The following is an 18,537-nucleotide window of genomic DNA, read 5'->3' as shown; positions in this document are numbered from 1 at the left end:
GTCGATGAAGAAGAAGCCTGCGGGGACCCTGGTTCGTTCGATCGCGCTCGGCGGCGCGCTGATGTTCGGTGTGCAGCACGTGGCGCTCGCCGCGACGGAGATCCAGTTCTGGCATGCGATGGAGGCCGCGCTCGGCGAGCGGGTCAACGCGATTGCCGAGCAGTTCAACGCGTCGCAGAGCGACTACAAGATCGTGCCGGTCTTCAAGGGCACCTACGACCAGGCGCTTGCTGCCGGTATCGCCGCCTATCGCAGCGGCAACGCGCCGGCGATCCTCCAGGTCTATGAAGTCGGCACGGCCACGATGATGCAGGCGAAGAAGGCCGTCGTGCCCGTCTACGACGTGTTCAAGCAGGCCGGCGTGCCGCTCGACGAAAAGGCGTTCGTGCCGACCATCTCGAGCTATTACAGCGACGCGAAGACGGGCCATCTCGTGTCGATGCCGTTCAACAGCTCGACGCCGGTGCTGTACTACAACAAGGACGCATTCAAGAAGGCCGGGCTCGATCCGAACCAGCCGCCGAAGACGTGGGCCGACGTGCAGGCCGATGCCGAGAAGCTGCGCAAGTCGGGGATGGCGTGCGGCTTCACGACCGGCTGGCAGGGCTGGATCCAGCTCGAGAACTACAGCGCATGGCACGGGCTGCCGTTCGCGAGCCGCAACAACGGCTTCGACGGCACCGACGCCGCGCTCGAATTCAACAAGCCGCAGCAGATTGCGCACGTCGCGTTCCTGCAGCAGATGGCGAAGGACGGCACGTTCACGTACGCGGGCCGCAAGGATGAAGCGTCGGCGAAGTTCTACAGCGGCGACTGCGGGATCCTGACGACGTCGTCGGGCGCGCTCGCGAACGTGCAGAAATTCGCGAAGTTCAGCTACGGCACGGGCATGATGCCGTACGACGCGAACGTGAAGGGCGCGCCGCAGAACGCGATCATCGGCGGCGCGAGCCTGTGGGTGCTGGCCGGCAAGGATCCGGCGACCTACAAGGGCGTCGCGAAATTCCTCGCGTACCTCGCATCGCCGGCCGTCGCCGCGAAGTGGCACCAGGACACGGGCTACCTGCCGGTCACGACCGCCGCGTACGACCTCACGCGCCAGCAGGGCTTCTACGCGAAGAACCCGAGCGCCGAAACCGCGATCAAGCAGATGCTGAACAAGCCGCCGCTGCCGTACACGAAGGGGCTGCGTCTGGGCAACATGCCGCAGATCCGCACGATCGTCGACGAGGAGTTCGAGCAGGTCTGGGCGCAGAAGAAGTCGCCGAAGGACGCGCTCGATTCGGCAGCCTCGCGCGGCGACGAGCTGCTGCGCCGCTTCGAGAAGTCGGGCGGCTGAGCGCGCATCGCTTCGTGCCGCCGGCCGCGCCGCGCTTGCGTGCGTGCGGTCCGGCGGCGCGGTTTCCTTTCCGTTTCGCCTGACCGGATATCCGCGATGCAATCCCGTTCCCGCTTCGGTACGAGCCTGGTGCCGTACCTGCTGATCGCGCCGCAGCTCGCGATCACCGCCGTGTTCTTCCTGTGGCCGGCCGGCGTCGCGCTGTGGCAGTCGACGCAAATGCAGGACGCGTTCGGCACGTCGAGCGAATTCGTCGGCTTCGCGAACTTCACGCGCCTGTTCGCCGATCCGCTGTATCTCGATTCGTTCCGCACGACGCTCGTGTTCAGCTCGCTCGTCACGGTGAGCGGGCTCGTCGTGTCGCTGCTGCTCGCCGCGTGCGCCGACCGTGTGATCCGCGGCGCGCGCGTGTACCGCACGCTGCTGATCTGGCCGTACGCGGTCGCACCGACGATCGCGGCCGTGCTGTGGGCGTTCCTGTTCAACCCGAGCATCGGCCTGATCACGTATGCGCTCGCGAAGGGCGGCATCGTGTGGAACCACGCGCTGAACGGCGGGCAGGCGATGTTCCTCGTCGTGCTCGCATCGGTGTGGAAGCAGGTGAGCTACAACTTCCTGTTCTTCTATGCGGGTCTGCAGGCGATCCCGCGCTCGCTGATCGAGGCGGCGGCGATCGACGGCGCGGGGCCGGTACGGCGCTTCTTCAACATCGTGCTGCCGCTGCTGTCGCCGACGAGTTTCTTCCTGCTGGTCGTGAACCTCGTCTACGCGTTCTTCGACACGTTCCCGGTGATCGATGCGGCCACCGGCGGCGGCCCGGCGCAGAGCACGAAGACGCTGATCTACAAGATCTTCGCGGAGGGCTTCCAGGGGCTCGACATCGGCAGCTCGGGCGCGCAGTCGGTCGTGCTGATGATCATCGTCGTCGGGCTCACGGTGATCCAGTTCCGCTTCGTCGAACGCAGGGTGCAATACGCATGATCGAAAATCGCAAGGGCTTCGACCTGTTCTGCCACGCGGTGCTGATCGCGGGCATCGTGCTGATCGTGTTCCCCGTCTACGTCGCGTTCTGCGCGGCGACGATGAACGCGCGCGAAGTGTTCACGGTGCCGCTGTCGCTGGTGCCGAGCACGCACCTGTTCGAGAACATCGCGTACATCTGGGGGCACGGCAGCGGCGGCACGACGGCGCCGTTCGGCCGCCTGCTCGTGAACAGCTTCGCGATGGCGCTCGGCATCGCGGTCGGCAAGATCGCGATGTCGATCCTGTCCGCGTACGCGATCGTCTACTTCCGCTTTCCGTTCCGCAACACGGCGTTCTGGCTGATCTTCGTCACGCTGATGCTGCCGGTGGAAGTGCGGATCTTCCCGACCGTGCAGGTCGTGTCGACGCTGCACCTGACGAACACCTACGCGGGGCTCACGCTGCCGCTGATCGCGTCGGCGACCGCGACGTTCCTGTTCCGCCAGTTCTTCATGACGCTGCCCGACGAGCTGATGGACGCCGCGCGCATCGACGGCGCGGGGGCGCTGCGCTTCTTCTGGGACGTCGTGCTGCCGCTGTCGAAGACGAGCATCGCGGCGCTGTTCGTGATCACGTTCATCTACGGCTGGAACCAGTATCTGTGGCCGATCCTGATCACGACGGAGGCGTCGCTGTCGACGGCGGTGGTGGGCATCAAGACGATGATCGCGAGCGGCGACGCCGCGACCGAATGGCAATACGTGATGGCGGCGACGCTGCTGGCGATGATTCCGCCGCTCGTCGTCGTGCTGGCGATGCAGCGCTGGTTCGTGCGCGGCCTCGTCGATTCCGAGAAATAAATGACGGACGGCAACCGGGAGAAAGACCAAGTATGGCTGCGCTGAGCTTGAAGGGCGTCAGGAAATCCTACGACGGCAAGCAGCACGTGCTGCATGGCATCGACGTCGAGATCGCCGACGGCGAATTCATCGTGCTGGTCGGCCCGTCGGGCTGCGGCAAATCGACGTTGCTGCGGATGATCGCGGGGCTCGAGAGCGTGACGGACGGCGAGATCGCGATCGGCGAGCGCGTCGTCAACGCGCTGGAGCCGAAGGATCGCGACATCGCGATGGTGTTCCAGAACTATGCGCTGTACCCGCACATGACGGTCGCGCAGAACATGGGCTACGGGCTGAAGATCCGCGGGATCGAGCGTGCGACGATCGACTCGCGGGTGGCCGCGGCCGCGAAGATCCTCGAGCTCGAGCCGCTGCTCGCGCGGCGGCCGCGCGAGCTGTCGGGCGGCCAGCGGCAGCGCGTCGCGATGGGGCGCGCGATCGTGCGCGAGCCGTCGGTGTTCCTGTTCGACGAACCGTTGTCGAACCTCGACGCGAAGCTGCGCGTGCAGATGCGGCTCGAGATCCAGCGGCTGCATGCACGGCTCGCGACGACGAGCGTCTACGTGACGCACGACCAGATCGAGGCGATGACGCTCGCACAGCGCGTGATCGTGATGAATCGCGGCTACGCGGAACAGATCGGTGCACCGGTCGACGTGTACGAGAAGCCGGCGACGGTGTTCGTCGCGGGCTTCATCGGCTCGCCCGCGATGAACCTGCTGCACGGCCGGCTGTCGGACGACGGCGCGACCTTCACGGTCGCGGGCGGCGGCCCTGCGCTGCCGGTCGCCGGCGCGCCCGGTATCGGCGCGGAGATCGCCACCGGGCGCGACTGGGTGCTCGGCGTGCGCCCCGAACACATGACGCCGCAGCCGGGCGTCGCGCAGGCGACGCTGCCCGTCGACTCGTGCGAGCTGCTCGGCGCGGACAATCTCGCGCACGGCCGCTGGGGCAATCACGATGTCGCGGTGCGCCTGCCGCACGCGGACCGTCCTGCGCGCGGCACGGCGTTGGCGGCCGCGTTGCCCGCGCACCGGCTGCATTTCTTCGATCCCGAGACCGGCAAGCGTGCCGGCTGAACCGGCAGGCCTTGCAGAGAGACCGACGATGATTTCCCGTACCGACTGGCCCTATCCGCGTGTCGTCGCTCATCGCGGCGGCGGCACGCTCGCGCCGGAGAACACGCTCGCCGCGCTCGACGAGGGCGCGCGACGCGGCCACCGGATGGTCGAGTTCGACGCGAAGCTGTCGGCCGACGACGTGACGTTCCTGCTGCACGACGACACGGTCGACCGGACCTCGAACGGCCAGGGGGCGGCGGCGGGCATGCGTTATGCGGCGCTGGCCGCGCTCGACGCGGGCGCGTGGCTCGACGCGCGCTTCGCGGGCGAGCGGATGCCGACGCTCGAGGCGGCGGCGGCGCGCTGCATCGCGCACGGCCTGGCCGCGAATGTCGAGATCAAGCCGTGCCCGGGACGCGAGCGCGAGACGGGGCGGCGCGTGGCGGCCGATGCGGCCGCGTACTGGCGTGATGCCGCGATCCCGCCGCTGTTGTCGTCGTTCTCGTTCGATGCGCTGCAGCAGGCGCGTGCGACCGTGCCGGCGCTGCCGCGCGGGATGCTCTACGAGACCGTGCCGGACGACTGGCATGCGCAGGTCGTCGGCGCGCTCGGCTGCGTATCGTTGCATGCGGACCACAAACGGCTCGACGAACCGCTGGTGCGCGCGATCAAGGCGGCCGGGCTGCGCATCCTGGTGTACACGGTGAACGACCTCGAACGGGCGCGCGAACTCGCGCGCTGGGGTGTCGACGCGGTCTGCACGGACCGGATCGACCTGATCGGCCCCGATGCGCTGGACGACATCGCATAGCGGCAGGCACCGCGCGACGGCGGGTGCGGGAAGACCCTGAGACAAAAAAACGACGCCCCGGCGGGATTTCGCCGGGGCGTTTTGCATCGTGGAGACGTTACGTCACGAAAATTCCGCTACAAATTGCAGCAGGATTAACCATTCCCCAAATATTCGACTACGCTTAGAAGCGGTAACCAACGTTCAGGTACGTGACGATCGGGTTGAGCGAGATCTTCGCTTTCGACGTTTCGGTCAGCGTACCGACCGGCGTCCGGCGGGCCGTCGTGAAGGTCGCGGTCACGCTGACCGGGATGTACGAGATCGACAGGCCCGCGAACCAGTGTTTCGTGAAGTTGTACGAGAAGCCGGCGTTGAACACGGGCGCCCACTGGTTGCTGGTCGTTGCGCTGGTCGGGCCGCCGAGCACGCCGTTCTCGAACGTGCCGTTCGTGATCTTTGCGCCGGTGAACCAGACATACGTGGCGCCGACGCCGACATACGGACGGAACTTCGCGTTGGCGTCGTTGAAGTGGTAGCGAAGCAATACGGCGGGGCTCCACTGGTACGCACGGCCGAGTACGCCGAACTTTTCGAACTGACCCTTGCCGGTAATGTCGAACTTCGGCGGTATCCCCATGACGAGCTCGGTGGAGATGTGGTCGGTGACGAAGTAGCCAGCGGCGAGCCCAAGCGTATCGGCGTCGTTGATGCCGGCGCCCGTGTTGGGAATCGATTGGTTGATGGGCGTGCCGCCAACGCCGTACACGAACAGCGGATCGCTGCTGTCCTGCGGCGAAAGGTGCAGCCAGCCGGTGCTGACGTAGAAATCACCTGCGGATTGTGCATGTGCCGTACCGCCCGCGAACGTGAATGCGAGCGCTGCGGCCCCCGTAATGGCCAGTTTTCGTTTCATTGTGTCTCCTCCGATCAAAGGCGTGCTCATTATGACGACTGCGTTTAAAACCAAACAAGCTCGTAAGTTAGAGTTTTCACCCTAGGATTAGTACGACCGTACGTATCCGCGCACCGACAGGACGGGCATTCTACGCAGGTGCGCACTTTCGGACCTCCGGGTATTTCCTAACGCGTTCAAACGGACATTCAGCATGGCACGGTTAGCACGACTCTACGTTCCCGACCAGCCGCAGCACGTGATACTGCGCGGCCTGGATCAGCAACCCGCGTTCGTCGACGACCAGGACTACGAACTCTTCATCGATTGCCTGAAGGCCGCCGCACGCGATCATCACCTGTCGGTGCATGCCTACGTGCTGCTGCCGCGCCAGGTGCAACTTCTCGTGACACCGAGCGACGAGGCAAGCCTGCCGAAAGCGATGCAGGCCGTCGGTCGCCGCTACGTCGCGCATTTCAACCGGCGCTATTCGCGGCGCGGCACCCTGTGGGAAGGCCGCTATCGCGCGACGGTGATCGAAGGCGAGCGCTATTTCCTGCTCGCGAGCCGCGTGGTCGAGATGAGCCCGGTGCGTGCGCAACTCGTTGCGACGCCCGAAGCCTATCGGTGGTCGAGCTACCGGCATCACGTCGGGCTCACCGTCGACAGCCTGATTACCGACCATCCGCTCTACTGGGCGCTCGGCAACACGCCGTTCGACCGCCAGCGCGCGTACAAGGAGCTGTGCGAGCAGCCGCTCGACGAGCGGCAGGCCGACCAGTTGCAGCAGGCGACGCTGAAGGGCTGGGTGCTCGGCGGCGAGAACTACCGCGAGTGGGCGGCGCGCACCGCGAACCGGCGCGTGTCGCCGCTGCCGCGTGGACGCCCCAGAAAGGTGCGCGAGAATACGCCGCCGATCCAGCAATAACGCGGGAACGGCAGCCGGGAAGCGGCGCTGCGGGCGCCGCTTCTTTTTGCACCAAGTCGATACGGCCCCAATAAAATGGCACCAGATCGAAGCATTCATTTAATTGGGGATCGAACAAGCGGTTTTTGTTGCTATTCCTTTGATTCGTCGCGTATATTCCGAATTCCGGTGGCCCGGGCGAAGCATGCCCATCCACTGTCGGCCGCGCCGTCTCCCGTCGGGAGCGGGATCGACGGCAACAAAAAACGGTTCAACGGCCCTCCAGGCCCCCTTTACGACGGTGTCCCCATGAACGACCACCAGCAGCCGCTCACCGCGGTGCCCGCCGCACAAGGTCTGTACGACCCGCAAAACGAACACGACGCCTGTGGCGTCGGCTTCGTCGCTCACATCAAGGGCAAGAAGAGCCACGAGATCATCCAGCAGGGTCTGAAGATCCTCGAGAACCTCGATCACCGCGGCGCGGTCGGCGCCGATCCGCTGATGGGCGACGGCGCGGGCATCCTGATCCAGATTCCGGACGCGTTCTATCGCGAGGAAATGTCGAAGCAGGGCGTGATGCTGCCGCCCGCCGGCGAATACGGGGTCGGGATGATCTTCCTGCCGAAGGAAAACGCATCGCGGCTCGCGTGCGAGCAGGAGCTCGAGCGCACGGTGAAGGCCGAAGGCCAGGTCGTGCTCGGCTGGCGCGACGTGCCGGTCGACCATGCGATGCCGATTTCGCCGACCGTGAAGGCGAGCGAGCCGCTGATCCGCCAGATCTTCATCGGCCGCGGCAAGGACATCATGGTGACGGACGCGCTCGAGCGGAAGCTGTACGTGATCCGCAAGACGGCGAGCCACCGCATCCAGGCGCTGAAGCTCAAGCACGGCAAGGAATACTTCGTGCCGTCGATGTCGGCGCGCACGGTCGTCTACAAGGGGCTGCTGCTGGCCGGCCAGGTCGGCGTGTATTACCGCGACCTGCAGGACGCGCGCGTCGTGTCGGCGCTCGCGCTCGTGCACCAGCGCTTCTCGACCAACACGTTCCCGGCATGGGAGCTGGCCCACCCGTACCGGATGATCGCGCACAACGGCGAGATCAACACCGTGAAGGGCAACGTGAACTGGCTGAACGCGCGTACCGGCGCGATCGCGTCGCACGTGCTCGCCGACGACCTGCCGAAGCTGTGGCCGCTGATCTACCCGGGCCAGTCGGACACCGCATCGTTCGACAACTGTCTCGAGCTGCTGGTGATGGCCGGCTACCCGCTCGTGCACGCGGTGATGATGATGATCCCGGAAGCGTGGGAACAGCACACGCTGATGGACGAGAACCGCCGCGCGTTCTACGAATACCACGCCGCGATGATGGAGCCGTGGGACGGCCCGGCCGCGATCGCGTTCACCGACGGCCGCCAGATCGGCGCGACGCTCGACCGTAACGGCCTGCGCCCGGCGCGCTACATCGTCACGGACGACGACCTCGTCATCATGGCGTCGGAAGCCGGCACGCTGCCGATCCCCGAATCGAAGATCGTCAAGAAGTGGCGCCTGCAGCCGGGCAAGATGTTCCTGATCGACATGGAACACGGCCGCATCATCGACGACAAGGAACTGAAGGACAACCTCGCGAACGCGAAGCCGTACAAGAGCTGGATCGACGCCGTGCGCATCAAGCTCGACGAGATCGAGCCGAAGGCCGAGGAAGTCGCGGCCGGCCGCACGCAGGGCGCCGCGCTGCTCGACCGCCAGCAGGCGTTCGGCTATACGCAGGAAGACCTGAAGTTCCTGATGGCGCCGATGGCGCAGCAGGGCGAAGAGGCCGTCGGTTCGATGGGCAACGACTCGCCGCTCGCGGTGATGTCGAACAAGAACAAGACGCTCTATCACTACTTCAAGCAGTTGTTCGCGCAGGTCACGAACCCGCCGATCGACCCGATCCGCGAGAACATGGTGATGTCGCTCGTGTCGTTCATCGGCCCGAAGCCGAACCTGCTCGACACGAACAACATCAACCCGCCGATGCGTCTCGAAGTGTCGCAGCCGGTGCTCGACTTCAAGGACATCGCGAAGATCCGCGCGATCGACCAGTACACGGGCGGCAAGTTCAGCGCGTACGAACTGAACATCTGCTACCCGGTCGCGTGGGGCAAGGAAGGCATCGAGGCGCGCCTCGCGTCGCTGTGCGCGGAAGCCGTCGACGCGGTGAAGTCGGGCTACAACATGCTGATCGTGTCGGACCGCAAGACGGACGCCGAGCACGTCGCGATTCCGGCGCTGCTCGCCACGTCGGCGATCCACACGCACCTCGTCCAGCAAGGGCTGCGCACGAGCACGGGCCTCGTCGTCGAAACGGGCTCCGCGCGTGAAACGCACCACTTCGCGCTGCTCGCGGGCTACGGCGCGGAAGCCGTGCACCCGTATCTCGCGATGGAAACGCTCGCGAAGATGGCCGAAGGCCTGCCGGGCGACCTGTCGCCGGAGAAGGCCGTCTACAACTTCACGAAGGCGGTCGGCAAGGGCCTGCAGAAGGTGATGTCGAAGATGGGCATCTCGACGTACATGTCGTACACGGGCGCGCAGATCTTCGAAGCGCTCGGCCTGTCGAGCGACCTCGTCGAGAAGTACTTCAAGGGCACGGCGTCGAAGGTCGGCGGCATCGGCCTGTTCGAAGTCGCGGAAGAGGCGATCCGCCTGCACCGCGACGCGTTCGGCGACAGCCCGGTCCTGCGCGACATGCTCGACGCAGGCGGCGAGTACGCGTACCGCGTGCGCGGCGAAGACCACATGTGGACGCCGGATTCGATCGCGAAGCTGCAGCACGCGACGCGCAGCAACTCGTACCAGACGTACAAGGAATACGCGCACCTGATCAACGACCAGACCAAGCGTCACATGACGTTCCGCGGCCTGTTCGAGTTCAAGGTGTCGCCGGCGAAGGCGATTTCGATCGACGAAGTCGAACCGGCGAAGGACATCGTCAAGCGTTTTGCGACGGGCGCGATGTCGCTCGGTTCGATCAGCACCGAAGCGCACGCGACGCTCGCGATCGCGATGAACCGGATCGGCGGCAAGTCGAACACCGGCGAAGGCGGCGAGGACGAAAAGCGCTATCGCAACGAACTGCGCGGCATTCCGATCAAGGCCGGCGAGACGCTGAAGTCGGTGATCGGCGACGAGATCGTCAGCGACATTGCGCTGAAGGACGGCGATTCGCTGCGCTCGAAGATCAAGCAGGTCGCGTCGGGCCGCTTCGGCGTCACCGCCGAGTACCTCGCTTCGGCCGACCAGATCCAGATCAAGATGGCGCAGGGCGCGAAGCCGGGCGAAGGCGGCCAGCTGCCGGGCCACAAGGTGTCCGAATACATCGGCAAGCTGCGCTACTCGGTGCCGGGCGTCGGCCTGATCTCGCCGCCGCCGCACCACGACATCTACTCGATCGAGGATCTGGCGCAGCTGATCCACGACCTGAAGAACGTGAACCCGAGCTCGAGCATCTCGGTGAAGCTGGTGTCGGAAGTGGGCGTCGGCACGGTCGCGGCCGGTGTCGCGAAGGCTAAGGCCGATCACGTGGTGATCGCAGGCCATGACGGCGGCACGGGCGCATCGCCGCTGTCGTCGGTCAAGCACGCAGGCACGCCGTGGGAACTCGGCCTCGCCGAAACGCAGCAGACGCTGGTGCTGAACCGCCTGCGCGGCCGTATCCGCGTGCAGGCCGACGGCCAGATGAAGACGGGCCGCGACGTCGTGATCGGCGCGCTGCTCGGCGCGGACGAATTCGGCTTCGCGACGGCGCCGCTCGTCGTCGAAGGCTGCATCATGATGCGCAAGTGCCACCTGAACACGTGCCCGGTCGGCGTCGCGACGCAGGATCCGGTGCTGCGTGCGAAGTTCCAGGGCCAGCCCGAGCACGTCGTGAACTACTTCTTCTTCGTCGCGGAGGAAGTGCGCGAGATCATGGCGCAGCTCGGCATCGCGAAGTTCGACGACCTGATCGGCCGCGCCGACCTGCTCGATACGCGCAAGGGCATCGAGCACTGGAAGGCGAAGGGCCTCGACTTCTCGCGCGTGTTCTACCAGCCGGAAGAGTGCGAGGACGTCGCGCCGCGTCACGTCGACGTGCAGGATCACGGCCTCGAGCGTGCGCTCGACCACGTGCTGATCGAGAAGGCGAAGGCGGCGATCGAGAACGGCGAGCATGTGTCGTTCATCCAGCCGGTGCGCAACGTGAACCGTACGGTCGGCGCGATGCTGTCGGGCGTGATCGCGAAGAAGCACGGCCATGACGGCCTGGCGGACGACGCGGTGCACATCCAGCTGAAGGGCACGGCCGGCCAGAGCTTCGGCGCGTTCCTCGCGAAGGGCGTGACGCTCGACCTCGTCGGCGACGGCAACGACTACGTCGGCAAGGGCCTGTCGGGCGGCCGGATCATTATCCGACCGACCAACGACTTCCGCGGCAAGTCCGAGGAAAACATCATCTGCGGCAACACGGTGATGTACGGCGCGATCGAAGGCGAAGCGTTCTTCCGCGGCGTCGCGGGCGAGCGCTTCTGCGTGCGCAACTCGGGCGCGACGGCGGTCGTCGAAGGCACGGGCGACCACGGCTGCGAATACATGACGGGCGGCACGGTCGTCGTGCTCGGCGAGACGGGGCGCAACTTCGCGGCCGGCATGTCGGGCGGCCTCGCCTACATCTACGATCCGGAAGGCACGTTCGCGGCGAAGTGCAACAAGTCGATGGTCGCGCTCGAGCCGGTGCTGCAGCAGGCCGAGCAGGAGCGCACGGTCGACCGCGCACTCTGGCACGCGGGCACGACGGACGAAGCGCTGCTCAAGGGGCTCGTCGAGCGTCATTTCCAGTTCACGGGTTCGCCGCGCGCGAAGTCGCTGCTGGAAAACTGGGACGCGGCGCGCCGCCAGTTCGTGAAGGTGTTCCCGCACGAATACAAGCGCGCGCTGGGCGAGATCGGTGCGAAGAAGGCGGCGAAGGAAGTGCTGGCTGCCTGAGCGACGAACGACATAGCGAATGCCGCGCGCGCATGATTGCCGCGCGCGGCTCCCCCACCCGATACACCGAACAGAAGAGCACCTTATGGGCAAGGCAACCGGTTTTCTGGAGTTCGAACGCCGCCACGAGGCGTACGAAGCACCGCTCACGCGCGTGAAGCACTACAAGGAATTCGTCGCGGCACTGACCGACGCGGACGCGAAGGTCCAGGGCGCGCGCTGCATGGATTGCGGCATCCCGTTCTGCAACAACGGCTGCCCGGTCAACAACATCATCCCGGACTTCAACGATCTCGTTTACCGCCAGGACTGGCAGCAGGCGATCGAAGTCCTGCACTCGACCAACAACTTTCCGGAATTCACGGGCCGCATCTGCCCGGCACCGTGCGAGGCCGCGTGTACGCTCGGCATCAACGAAGACCCGGTCGGCATCAAGTCGATCGAGCACGCGATCATCGACAAGGCATGGGCGGAAGGCTGGGTGAAGCCTGAGCCGGCCGCGCACAAGACGGGCAAGAAGGTTGCCGTCGTCGGCTCGGGCCCTGCGGGCCTCGCCGCCGCGCAGCAGCTCGCGCGCGCGGGCCACGACGTGACGGTGTTCGAGAAGAACGACCGTGTCGGCGGCCTGCTGCGTTACGGGATCCCCGACTTCAAGCTCGAGAAGTGGCTGATCGATCGCCGCATGCGCCAGATGGAAGCGGAAGGCGTGACGTTCCGCACCAGCGTGTTCATCGGCAAGGATCCGCTGCCCGAGTCGATCGGCAGCCTCGCAAAGGAAACCATTTCGCCGGACACGCTGAAGGAAGAATTCGACGCGGTCGTGATCGCCGGCGGTTCGGAAACGCCGCGCGACCTGCCGGTGCCGGGCCGCGAGCTCGCGGGCGTCCATTTCGCGATGGACTTCCTGCCGCAGCAGAACCGCGTGAACGCGGGCGACAAGCTCGTCGACCAGTTGCTCGCGAAGGGCAAGCACGTGATCGTGATCGGCGGCGGCGATACGGGTTCGGACTGCGTCGGCACGTCGAACCGTCACGGCGCGAAGCAGGTCACGCAGTTCGAACTGCTGCCGCAGCCGCCGGAAGAGGAAAACAAGCCGCTCGTGTGGCCGTACTGGCCGATCAAGCTGCGCACGTCGTCGTCGCACGAAGAGGGTTGCGAGCGCGACTGGGCGGTCGCGACGAAGCGTCTCGAAGGCAAGAACGGCAAGGTCGAGAAGCTGATCGCGGTGCGCGTCGAGTGGAAGGACGGCAAGATGCAGGAAGTGCCGGGTTCCGAGTTCGAGATGAAGGCCGATCTCGTGCTGCTCGCGATGGGTTTCACGCAGCCTGCAGCGCCGGTGCTCGACGCGTTCGGCGTCGCGAAGGATGCGCGCGGCAATGCGCGCGCGGCGACCGAAGGCGATCGTTCGTATTACACGTCGGTCGACAAGGTGTTCGCGGCGGGCGACATGCGTCGCGGCCAGTCGCTGGTGGTGTGGGCGATCCGCGAAGGCCGCCAGTGCGCGCGCTCGGTCGATGCGTACCTGATGGGGCATTCGGAGCTGCCGCGCTGAGCTGAATAGCGCGAGCGGGTTTCGATGAGAACCGGGCGTCCGAAAGGGCGCCCGGTTTTTTTGTCGCTGGCGCGCGCCGATGCCCGTCGGCCAGCCGGTACCGCGCGTTCCCCGACGCCGTTCGATCCGGCCGCGTCGCTGCCCTGCACTGCGCTCGCCATTTTCGCGAAGCGTCGCCTAATCTGAGCACATCCGCCGCTGATTTTCCGTCATCATCTTTCCTTTCGTTTTGTAATATTCCTTGCAAACTGTCATATCATGTCGCCCCTCGGGCCGCGTTCGCGGTGGCTGCATGTGACTGACCCTATTTACAAGGACTCTGGATGGAAGCACTCCTGCATGGGCTGATCGACGCCGTCAACGGCGTGTTGTGGAACTACGTGCTGATTGCGCTGCTGCTCGGCGCCGGTGCGTGGTTCACGCTGCGGTTCCGGATGATCCAGTTGAAGGCGCTGTTCCTCAGCATGAAACTGGTCGGCAGCAAGGGCGAGCCGGGCAGCATCTCGTCGTTCCAGGCGTTCGCGACCGGGCTCGCGAGCCGCGTCGGCACCGGCAACATCGCCGGCGTCGCGGTCGCGCTGACGGTCGGCGGGCCGGGCGCGATCTTCTGGATGTGGACGACGGCGCTGGTCGGGATGTCGTCCGCGTTCGTCGAGGCGACGCTCGCACAGATCTTCAAGGTGTCGCACCCGGACGGCAGCTATCGCGGCGGCCCCGCGTACTACATCCAGACCGGCCTGCGTTCGCGCGGCTTCGGCGTGCTGTTCTCGCTGTCGCTGATCCTCGCGTTCGGCTTCGTGTTCAACGCGGTGCAGGCCAACGCGATCGCCGACGCGTTCCATACGTCGTTCGGCTGGAGCCGCGAGACGGTCGGCCTCGGTCTCGTGTTGCTGAGCGCGCCGATCATCTTCGGCGGCATCCGCCGCATCGCGACGGTCGCGCAGGTGATCGTGCCGCTGATGGCGATCGGCTACCTCGCGCTCGCGGTCTACGCGGTCGCCACGCACATCGCATTGGTGCCGGACGTGATCGCGCTGATCGTGAAGAGTGCGTTCGGCCTCGAGCAGGCGGCGGGCGGCCTGACGGGCTATGCGGTCAGCCAGGCGATCGCGATCGGCGTGAAGCGCGGGCTGTTCTCGAACGAGGCGGGGATGGGCAGCGCGCCGAATGCGGCCGCGACCGCGAGCACGCGGCACCCCGTCACGCAGGGGCTGATCCAGATGCTCGGCGTGTTCGTCGACACGATCGTGATCTGCAGCGCGACCGCGTTCGTGATCCTGCTGTCGGGCCAGTACGAGCTCGGCACCGGCATGGAAGGCGCGGCGCTCACGCAGCGCGCGATCTCGAGCCACGTCGGCGGCTGGGGCGGCATCTACATGGCCGTCGCGATCTTCTTCCTCGCGTTCTCGTCGGTGATCGGCAACTACGCGTATGCGGAAGGCAACGTCGAATTCATCACGAAGCGGCGCGGCGTGCTGCCGCTGTTCCGCGTCGCGGTGCTCGGGATGGTGATGTTCGGCAGCGTCGGGCAACTGCCGCTCGTGTGGGCGATGGCCGATACGAGCATGGGGCTGATGGCGATCATCAACCTGATCGCGATCCTCGCGCTCGGCAAGTATGCACACGCCGCGTGGGCCGACTATCGACGCCAGCGCGCGGCAGGCATCGCCGATCCGGTGTTCACGCGCAACACGATCCCTGAACTTGCTCGCGTGCTGCCGGCCGACGTGTGGGGCGAGCACGGCCCGCTGCCGCAGCGTCCCGTTTCGGCCGACGCGGTGAGCGCGCCGCGCGCCGCGGTGAGCGAGTCATGAACGGCGACCGGCTCCGTGCGTTCGTTGCGCTGGTGCCCGATGCGGCGTCGCGCGACGCGCTGCACGCGTTGCCGGTCACCCGCGGAGCGCGGCGCACGCTGCCCGCGCAATTGCACGTGACGCTCGCGTTCATCGGCGCGATCGAACGGGAACGGTGCGACGCGCTGGCCGCGCACCTGCCCGCGCTCGCAGCCGCGCATGCGCTGCCGCTGCTGCCGGTCGAGCGGATCGCGTGGTGGCCGAGCCTGCCGCGCGCGAGGCTGATCGTCGCGGAACTCGAGGCCGATCCCGCCTGCGTCGCGTTGAATTCGGGGCTGGCGGCGCTGCTGGGCGAGCTCGGCGTGCCGGTCGACCGGCGGCCGTTCCGGCCTCACGTGACGCTCGCGCGGCTGCCGCGCGATGCGGTCGGCCAGCCCGCGCACGGCGGCGCGCCCGGGCGGCCGGTCGTGCTGCGCATCGAAGCGCTGACGCTGTTCGAAAGCCGGCTGTCGCACGAGGGCGTGTCGCATCGGCCGATCGTATCGGCGCCGATCGCATGGGCGGAAGGCTGAGCGGTGTGGTGAGCGGCGCTCGCGATGCAATGCGATGGCCGGGCGCTGCACGTAGCACGACAGCGCATCGCGCAGACGGTGTCGCCCGGCGTCGAGCCTACCGGCCGTAACGCGCGAGCGTCAGGCCCGACAGGTCGATCTCCGGCTCGCGCCCGGTAACGAGATCCGCGACCACCTTTCCCGAACCCATCGACATCGCCCAGCCCGTCGAGCCGTGGCCGACGTTGAGCCAGAGCCCGTCGATCCCGCTCGCGCCGAGCAGCGGCGGCCCGTCGGGCGTCATCGGCCGGCGGCCGACCCAGAAGCGTGCCGACGCGCGATCGGCTGCGTGCGGGAACCAGTCGTCGAGCACCTTCATCAGCGTATCGAGCGCCTGCTGCCGCAGCGCCGCGTGCCGGTTGCCGAGCTCCGCGGTGCCCGCGACGCGCAGCGTCGGGCCGAAGCGCGTGATAGCCGTCTTCAGCGATTCGTCCATCAGCGCGGCGCGCGGCGCCTTTTCATCGTCGACGACTGCGAGCGTCGCCGAGTAGCCTTTCACCGGATACAGCGGCACGTCGATGCCGTGCGGCCGCAGCAGGCCGGCGCTGTCGACGCCGAGCGCGACGACGATCGCGTCGGCGGCGAGCGGGGCGTTGCTTCGCGCGGTAGCGCCTTCGTCCAGTGATTCGACCAGCACGCCGCGCACCTTGCCGCCCGCGACGTCGAGCGTGCGGATCGCGGTACGAAAGCGGAACGTCACGCCGTTCGCCTCGCACAGTGCACGCAGTTCACGCGTGAAGCGTGCGCAGTCGCCGGCTTCGTCGTCGGGCAGGTAGATGCCGCCGACGGGCGCCTGCCGCGCCCAGCGCAGGCCCGGCTCGATCGCCGCGCAGCCGGCCGCGTCGAGTTCGCGAAACGCGATGCCGGCATCGCGCAGCACCTTCAGCGCGGGCTGCACCATCTCGACGTCGAATGCGCCGCGCAACAGTTGGAGGTAGCCGCGGCTCGCGCCGTAATCGAACGGATAACGGTCGCGAAACGCATGCAGGCACGCGCGGCTGTAATACGCGATGCGCTGCATCCGCTGCTTGTTCACGCGGAACCGCTCGAACTCGCATTCACGCAGCCAGCGCGCGATCCAGCGCCACTGCGCGGCGTCGAGCGTCGGCCGGAAGATCAGCGGCGAAGCGGGCTTGAACAGGTACTTGAGGATCTTGCCGGGCATCCCCGGCGCGGCCCACGGCGTCACGTAGCCGGGCGCGATCACGCCCGCGTTGCCGAGGCTCGTCGCCTGCGCGACGTCGGCCTCGCGTTCGATCACGGTGACGTCGCAGCCTGCTTCGCGCAGGTGCCACGCGGTGGTGACGCCGATCACGCCGGCGCCGAGAACGATCACGTGCATGCGGTTTCCGGAACGAAGAGGGCGCTCACGACGCGACGGCCGGATCGTCGACGAGCGACTTGCCGCGCGTTTCCGGCAGCACGAGCGCGGCGACGATCACGAGCAGGTAGCCGCCGCCCGCGACGAGGCCGATCGCCTTCACGAGCGACATCGACTGCGACAGCGAGCCGACGAGGATCGGGAAGAACGAGCCGAGCCCGCGGCCGAGGTTGTAGCAGAAGCCCTGGCCCGAGCCGCGGATCGCACCCGGATACAGCTCCGACAGATACGCGCCGACGCCCGCGAAGATCCCCTGCACGACGATGCCGAGCGGGAAGCCGAGCAGCAGCATCGCGGTATCGGTGATCGGCAGCATCGTGTATGCCATGCCGAGCGAGAACGAGCCGATCGCGAACAGGATGAACGACGCGCGGCGGCCGAGCCGGTCGGACAGGATCGCGCCCACTACATAGCCGACGAACGAGCCGACGATCAGCACGACGAGATAACCGCTCGTGTTGAACACGGACAGGTGGCGGACGGTTTTCAGGTAGGTGGGCAGCCACGTCGTGATCGCGTAGTAGCCGCCGAGCATCCCGGTGCACAGCGCGCTGCCGAACAGCGTCGCGCGCAGGTGCGGCGGCGAGAAGATCTCGAGGAAGTGGCCCGACACACGGCCTTCGTCGCGCGCGCGGCGCGTGGCCGTGTAGATGTCGGGATCGCTGACGTTGCGGCGGATGTACAGGATCCACAGCGCGGGCACGATGCCGATCCAGAAGCATGCGCGCCACGCGACCTGCTCGGGCAGCAGCGCGAAGAACGCCCAGTACAGGATCGCGGCCGCGGCCCAGCCGAACGACCAGCTGCTTTGCACGGTGCCGACGGCCTTCGCGCGATGCTCGGGCGAGCGGATCGTCTCGGCCATCATGATCGTCACGACCGACCATTCTCCGCCGAAACCGAAGCCCTGCAGCGTGCGCGTCGCGAGCAACTGCCAGAACGAATGCGTGAAACCGGACAGGCACGTGAACAGCGCGAACGTCGCGATCGTCCACTGCAGCACGCGCACGCGGCCGTAGCGGTCGGCGAGGATGCCGGCGGCCCAGCCGCCGACTGCCGACGAGATCAGCGAGCTCGTCGCGATCATCCCGGCCTCGCTCTTCGTCATTCCCCACGTGGCGATCAGCGTCGGGATCAGGAACGAGTAGATCATGAAGTCGAACGCATCGACCGCGTAGCCGCCGAATCCGGCGTACAGCGTCTTGCGCTCGCGCGACGACAATTCGTTGAACCACTGGAATGCCTGCATGCTTGCCGCCCCCTCTCGTCGTCTCTCGTATCGCGTTGCCGCGTGGCGGTTATTTTACGGGCGGGATCGGGCGCGCCAAAAAGG

At 66.7% G+C, this 18,537-nt stretch carries 13 protein-coding genes; 10 read left to right on the top strand and 3 right to left on the bottom strand.

The window, feature by feature from the left end:
- The first annotated feature begins 4 nt into the window (after positions 1-4).
- The 5 genes from ugpB (at position 5) to ugpQ (ending at position 5,073) form a co-directional block, all read left to right on the top strand.
- The gene (ugpB, locus tag OEJ37_RS18440; protein WP_175948080.1) at positions 5-1,339 is read left to right on the top strand and encodes a sn-glycerol-3-phosphate ABC transporter substrate-binding protein UgpB; all 1,335 of its coding nucleotides are present in this window, start codon (positions 5-7) and stop codon (positions 1,337-1,339) included.
- Between the two features lie 96 nt (positions 1,340-1,435).
- Positions 1,436-2,320 carry a sn-glycerol-3-phosphate ABC transporter permease UgpA gene (gene ugpA / locus OEJ37_RS18435; protein ID WP_152859225.1) on the top strand — a complete coding sequence of 295 codons (885 nt, stop codon included), beginning with the start codon at positions 1,436-1,438 and terminating at the stop codon, positions 2,318-2,320.
- Positions 2,317-3,162 carry a sn-glycerol-3-phosphate ABC transporter permease UgpE gene (ugpE, locus tag OEJ37_RS18430; protein WP_174417411.1) on the top strand — a complete coding sequence of 282 codons (846 nt, stop codon included), beginning with the start codon at positions 2,317-2,319 and terminating at the stop codon, positions 3,160-3,162. Before ugpA ends, ugpE begins: the two co-directional genes overlap by 4 nt.
- 32 nt (positions 3,163-3,194) lie before the next feature.
- Entirely contained in the window at positions 3,195-4,280 is a 1,086-nt protein-coding gene (locus OEJ37_RS18425) for a sn-glycerol-3-phosphate import ATP-binding protein UgpC (RefSeq protein ID WP_152859221.1), read from the top strand.
- Between the two features lie 28 nt (positions 4,281-4,308).
- Positions 4,309-5,073 (top strand): glycerophosphodiester phosphodiesterase, encoded by a 765-nt coding sequence (gene ugpQ / locus OEJ37_RS18420; RefSeq protein ID WP_263345059.1) that lies wholly within the window; start codon positions 4,309-4,311, stop codon positions 5,071-5,073.
- A gap of 163 nt (positions 5,074-5,236) precedes the next feature.
- On the opposite strand, the gene OEJ37_RS18415 is transcribed toward ugpQ, so the two are convergent.
- The gene (locus OEJ37_RS18415) at positions 5,237-5,968 is read right to left on the bottom strand and encodes an OmpW/AlkL family protein (RefSeq protein WP_174417409.1); all 732 of its coding nucleotides are present in this window, start codon (positions 5,966-5,968) and stop codon (positions 5,237-5,239) included.
- Positions 5,969-6,161: 193 nt separating this feature from the next.
- Here OEJ37_RS18415 and OEJ37_RS18410 point away from each other — a divergent pair, with 193 nt between their 5' ends.
- The 5 genes from OEJ37_RS18410 to thpR all read left to right on the top strand — a co-directional run bounded on the left by OEJ37_RS18410 (position 6,162) and on the right by thpR (position 15,784).
- Positions 6,162-6,875 (top strand): transposase, encoded by a 714-nt coding sequence (locus OEJ37_RS18410; RefSeq protein ID WP_006477151.1) that lies wholly within the window; start codon positions 6,162-6,164, stop codon positions 6,873-6,875.
- A 288-nt stretch (positions 6,876-7,163) separates the two neighbouring features.
- Positions 7,164-11,867 carry a glutamate synthase-related protein gene (locus tag OEJ37_RS18405; RefSeq protein WP_174417408.1) on the top strand — a complete coding sequence of 1,568 codons (4,704 nt, stop codon included), beginning with the start codon at positions 7,164-7,166 and terminating at the stop codon, positions 11,865-11,867.
- Positions 11,868-11,952: 85 nt separating this feature from the next.
- Entirely contained in the window at positions 11,953-13,419 is a 1,467-nt protein-coding gene (locus tag OEJ37_RS18400; protein WP_034183631.1) for a glutamate synthase subunit beta, read from the top strand.
- Between the two features lie 323 nt (positions 13,420-13,742).
- A complete protein-coding gene (locus OEJ37_RS18395; protein WP_263345058.1) occupies positions 13,743-15,233 on the top strand; it encodes an alanine/glycine:cation symporter family protein in 1,491 nt (496 codons plus the stop codon).
- A complete protein-coding gene (gene thpR, locus OEJ37_RS18390; RefSeq protein ID WP_175920912.1) occupies positions 15,230-15,784 on the top strand; it encodes an RNA 2',3'-cyclic phosphodiesterase in 555 nt (184 codons plus the stop codon). Before OEJ37_RS18395 ends, thpR begins: the two co-directional genes overlap by 4 nt.
- A gap of 97 nt (positions 15,785-15,881) precedes the next feature.
- Here the strand turns inward: thpR and OEJ37_RS18385 are convergent, their stop codons facing one another.
- A complete protein-coding gene (locus tag OEJ37_RS18385; RefSeq protein WP_263345057.1) occupies positions 15,882-17,165 on the bottom strand; it encodes a D-amino acid dehydrogenase in 1,284 nt (427 codons plus the stop codon).
- A 25-nt stretch (positions 17,166-17,190) separates the two neighbouring features.
- The gene (locus OEJ37_RS18380; RefSeq protein ID WP_034183636.1) at positions 17,191-18,453 is read right to left on the bottom strand and encodes an MFS transporter; all 1,263 of its coding nucleotides are present in this window, start codon (positions 18,451-18,453) and stop codon (positions 17,191-17,193) included.
- Positions 18,454-18,537: the final 84 nt, after the last annotated feature.

The sequence above is a fragment of the Burkholderia sp. BKH01 genome, assembly GCF_025685725.1.
Classification (GTDB): domain Bacteria; phylum Pseudomonadota; class Gammaproteobacteria; order Burkholderiales; family Burkholderiaceae; genus Burkholderia; species Burkholderia pyrrocinia_C.
The sequence above is the reverse complement of the archived record's forward strand: the minus strand, read 5'-3'. Positions and strand labels throughout refer to the sequence as shown.

Bases quoted from the DNA above. Each gene is read 5' to 3' on its own strand.
- ugpB (WP_175948080.1), top strand. From the start codon at position 5: ATGAAGAAGAAGCCTGCGGGGACCCTGGTTCGTTCGATCGCGCTCGGC.
- ugpA (WP_152859225.1), top strand. From the start codon at position 1,436: ATGCAATCCCGTTCCCGCTTCGGTACGAGCCTGGTGCCGTACCTGCTG.
- ugpE (WP_174417411.1), top strand. From the start codon at position 2,317: ATGATCGAAAATCGCAAGGGCTTCGACCTGTTCTGCCACGCGGTGCTG.
- OEJ37_RS18425 (WP_152859221.1), top strand. From the start codon at position 3,195: ATGGCTGCGCTGAGCTTGAAGGGCGTCAGGAAATCCTACGACGGCAAG.
- ugpQ (WP_263345059.1), top strand. From the start codon at position 4,309: ATGATTTCCCGTACCGACTGGCCCTATCCGCGTGTCGTCGCTCATCGC.
- OEJ37_RS18415 (WP_174417409.1), bottom strand. From the start codon at position 5,968: ATGAAACGAAAACTGGCCATTACGGGGGCCGCAGCGCTCGCATTCACG.
- OEJ37_RS18410 (WP_006477151.1), top strand. From the start codon at position 6,162: ATGGCACGGTTAGCACGACTCTACGTTCCCGACCAGCCGCAGCACGTG.
- OEJ37_RS18405 (WP_174417408.1), top strand. From the start codon at position 7,164: ATGAACGACCACCAGCAGCCGCTCACCGCGGTGCCCGCCGCACAAGGT.
- OEJ37_RS18400 (WP_034183631.1), top strand. From the start codon at position 11,953: ATGGGCAAGGCAACCGGTTTTCTGGAGTTCGAACGCCGCCACGAGGCG.
- OEJ37_RS18395 (WP_263345058.1), top strand. From the start codon at position 13,743: ATGGAAGCACTCCTGCATGGGCTGATCGACGCCGTCAACGGCGTGTTG.
- thpR (WP_175920912.1), top strand. From the start codon at position 15,230: ATGAACGGCGACCGGCTCCGTGCGTTCGTTGCGCTGGTGCCCGATGCG.
- OEJ37_RS18385 (WP_263345057.1), bottom strand. From the start codon at position 17,165: ATGCACGTGATCGTTCTCGGCGCCGGCGTGATCGGCGTCACCACCGCG.
- OEJ37_RS18380 (WP_034183636.1), bottom strand. From the start codon at position 18,453: ATGCAGGCATTCCAGTGGTTCAACGAATTGTCGTCGCGCGAGCGCAAG.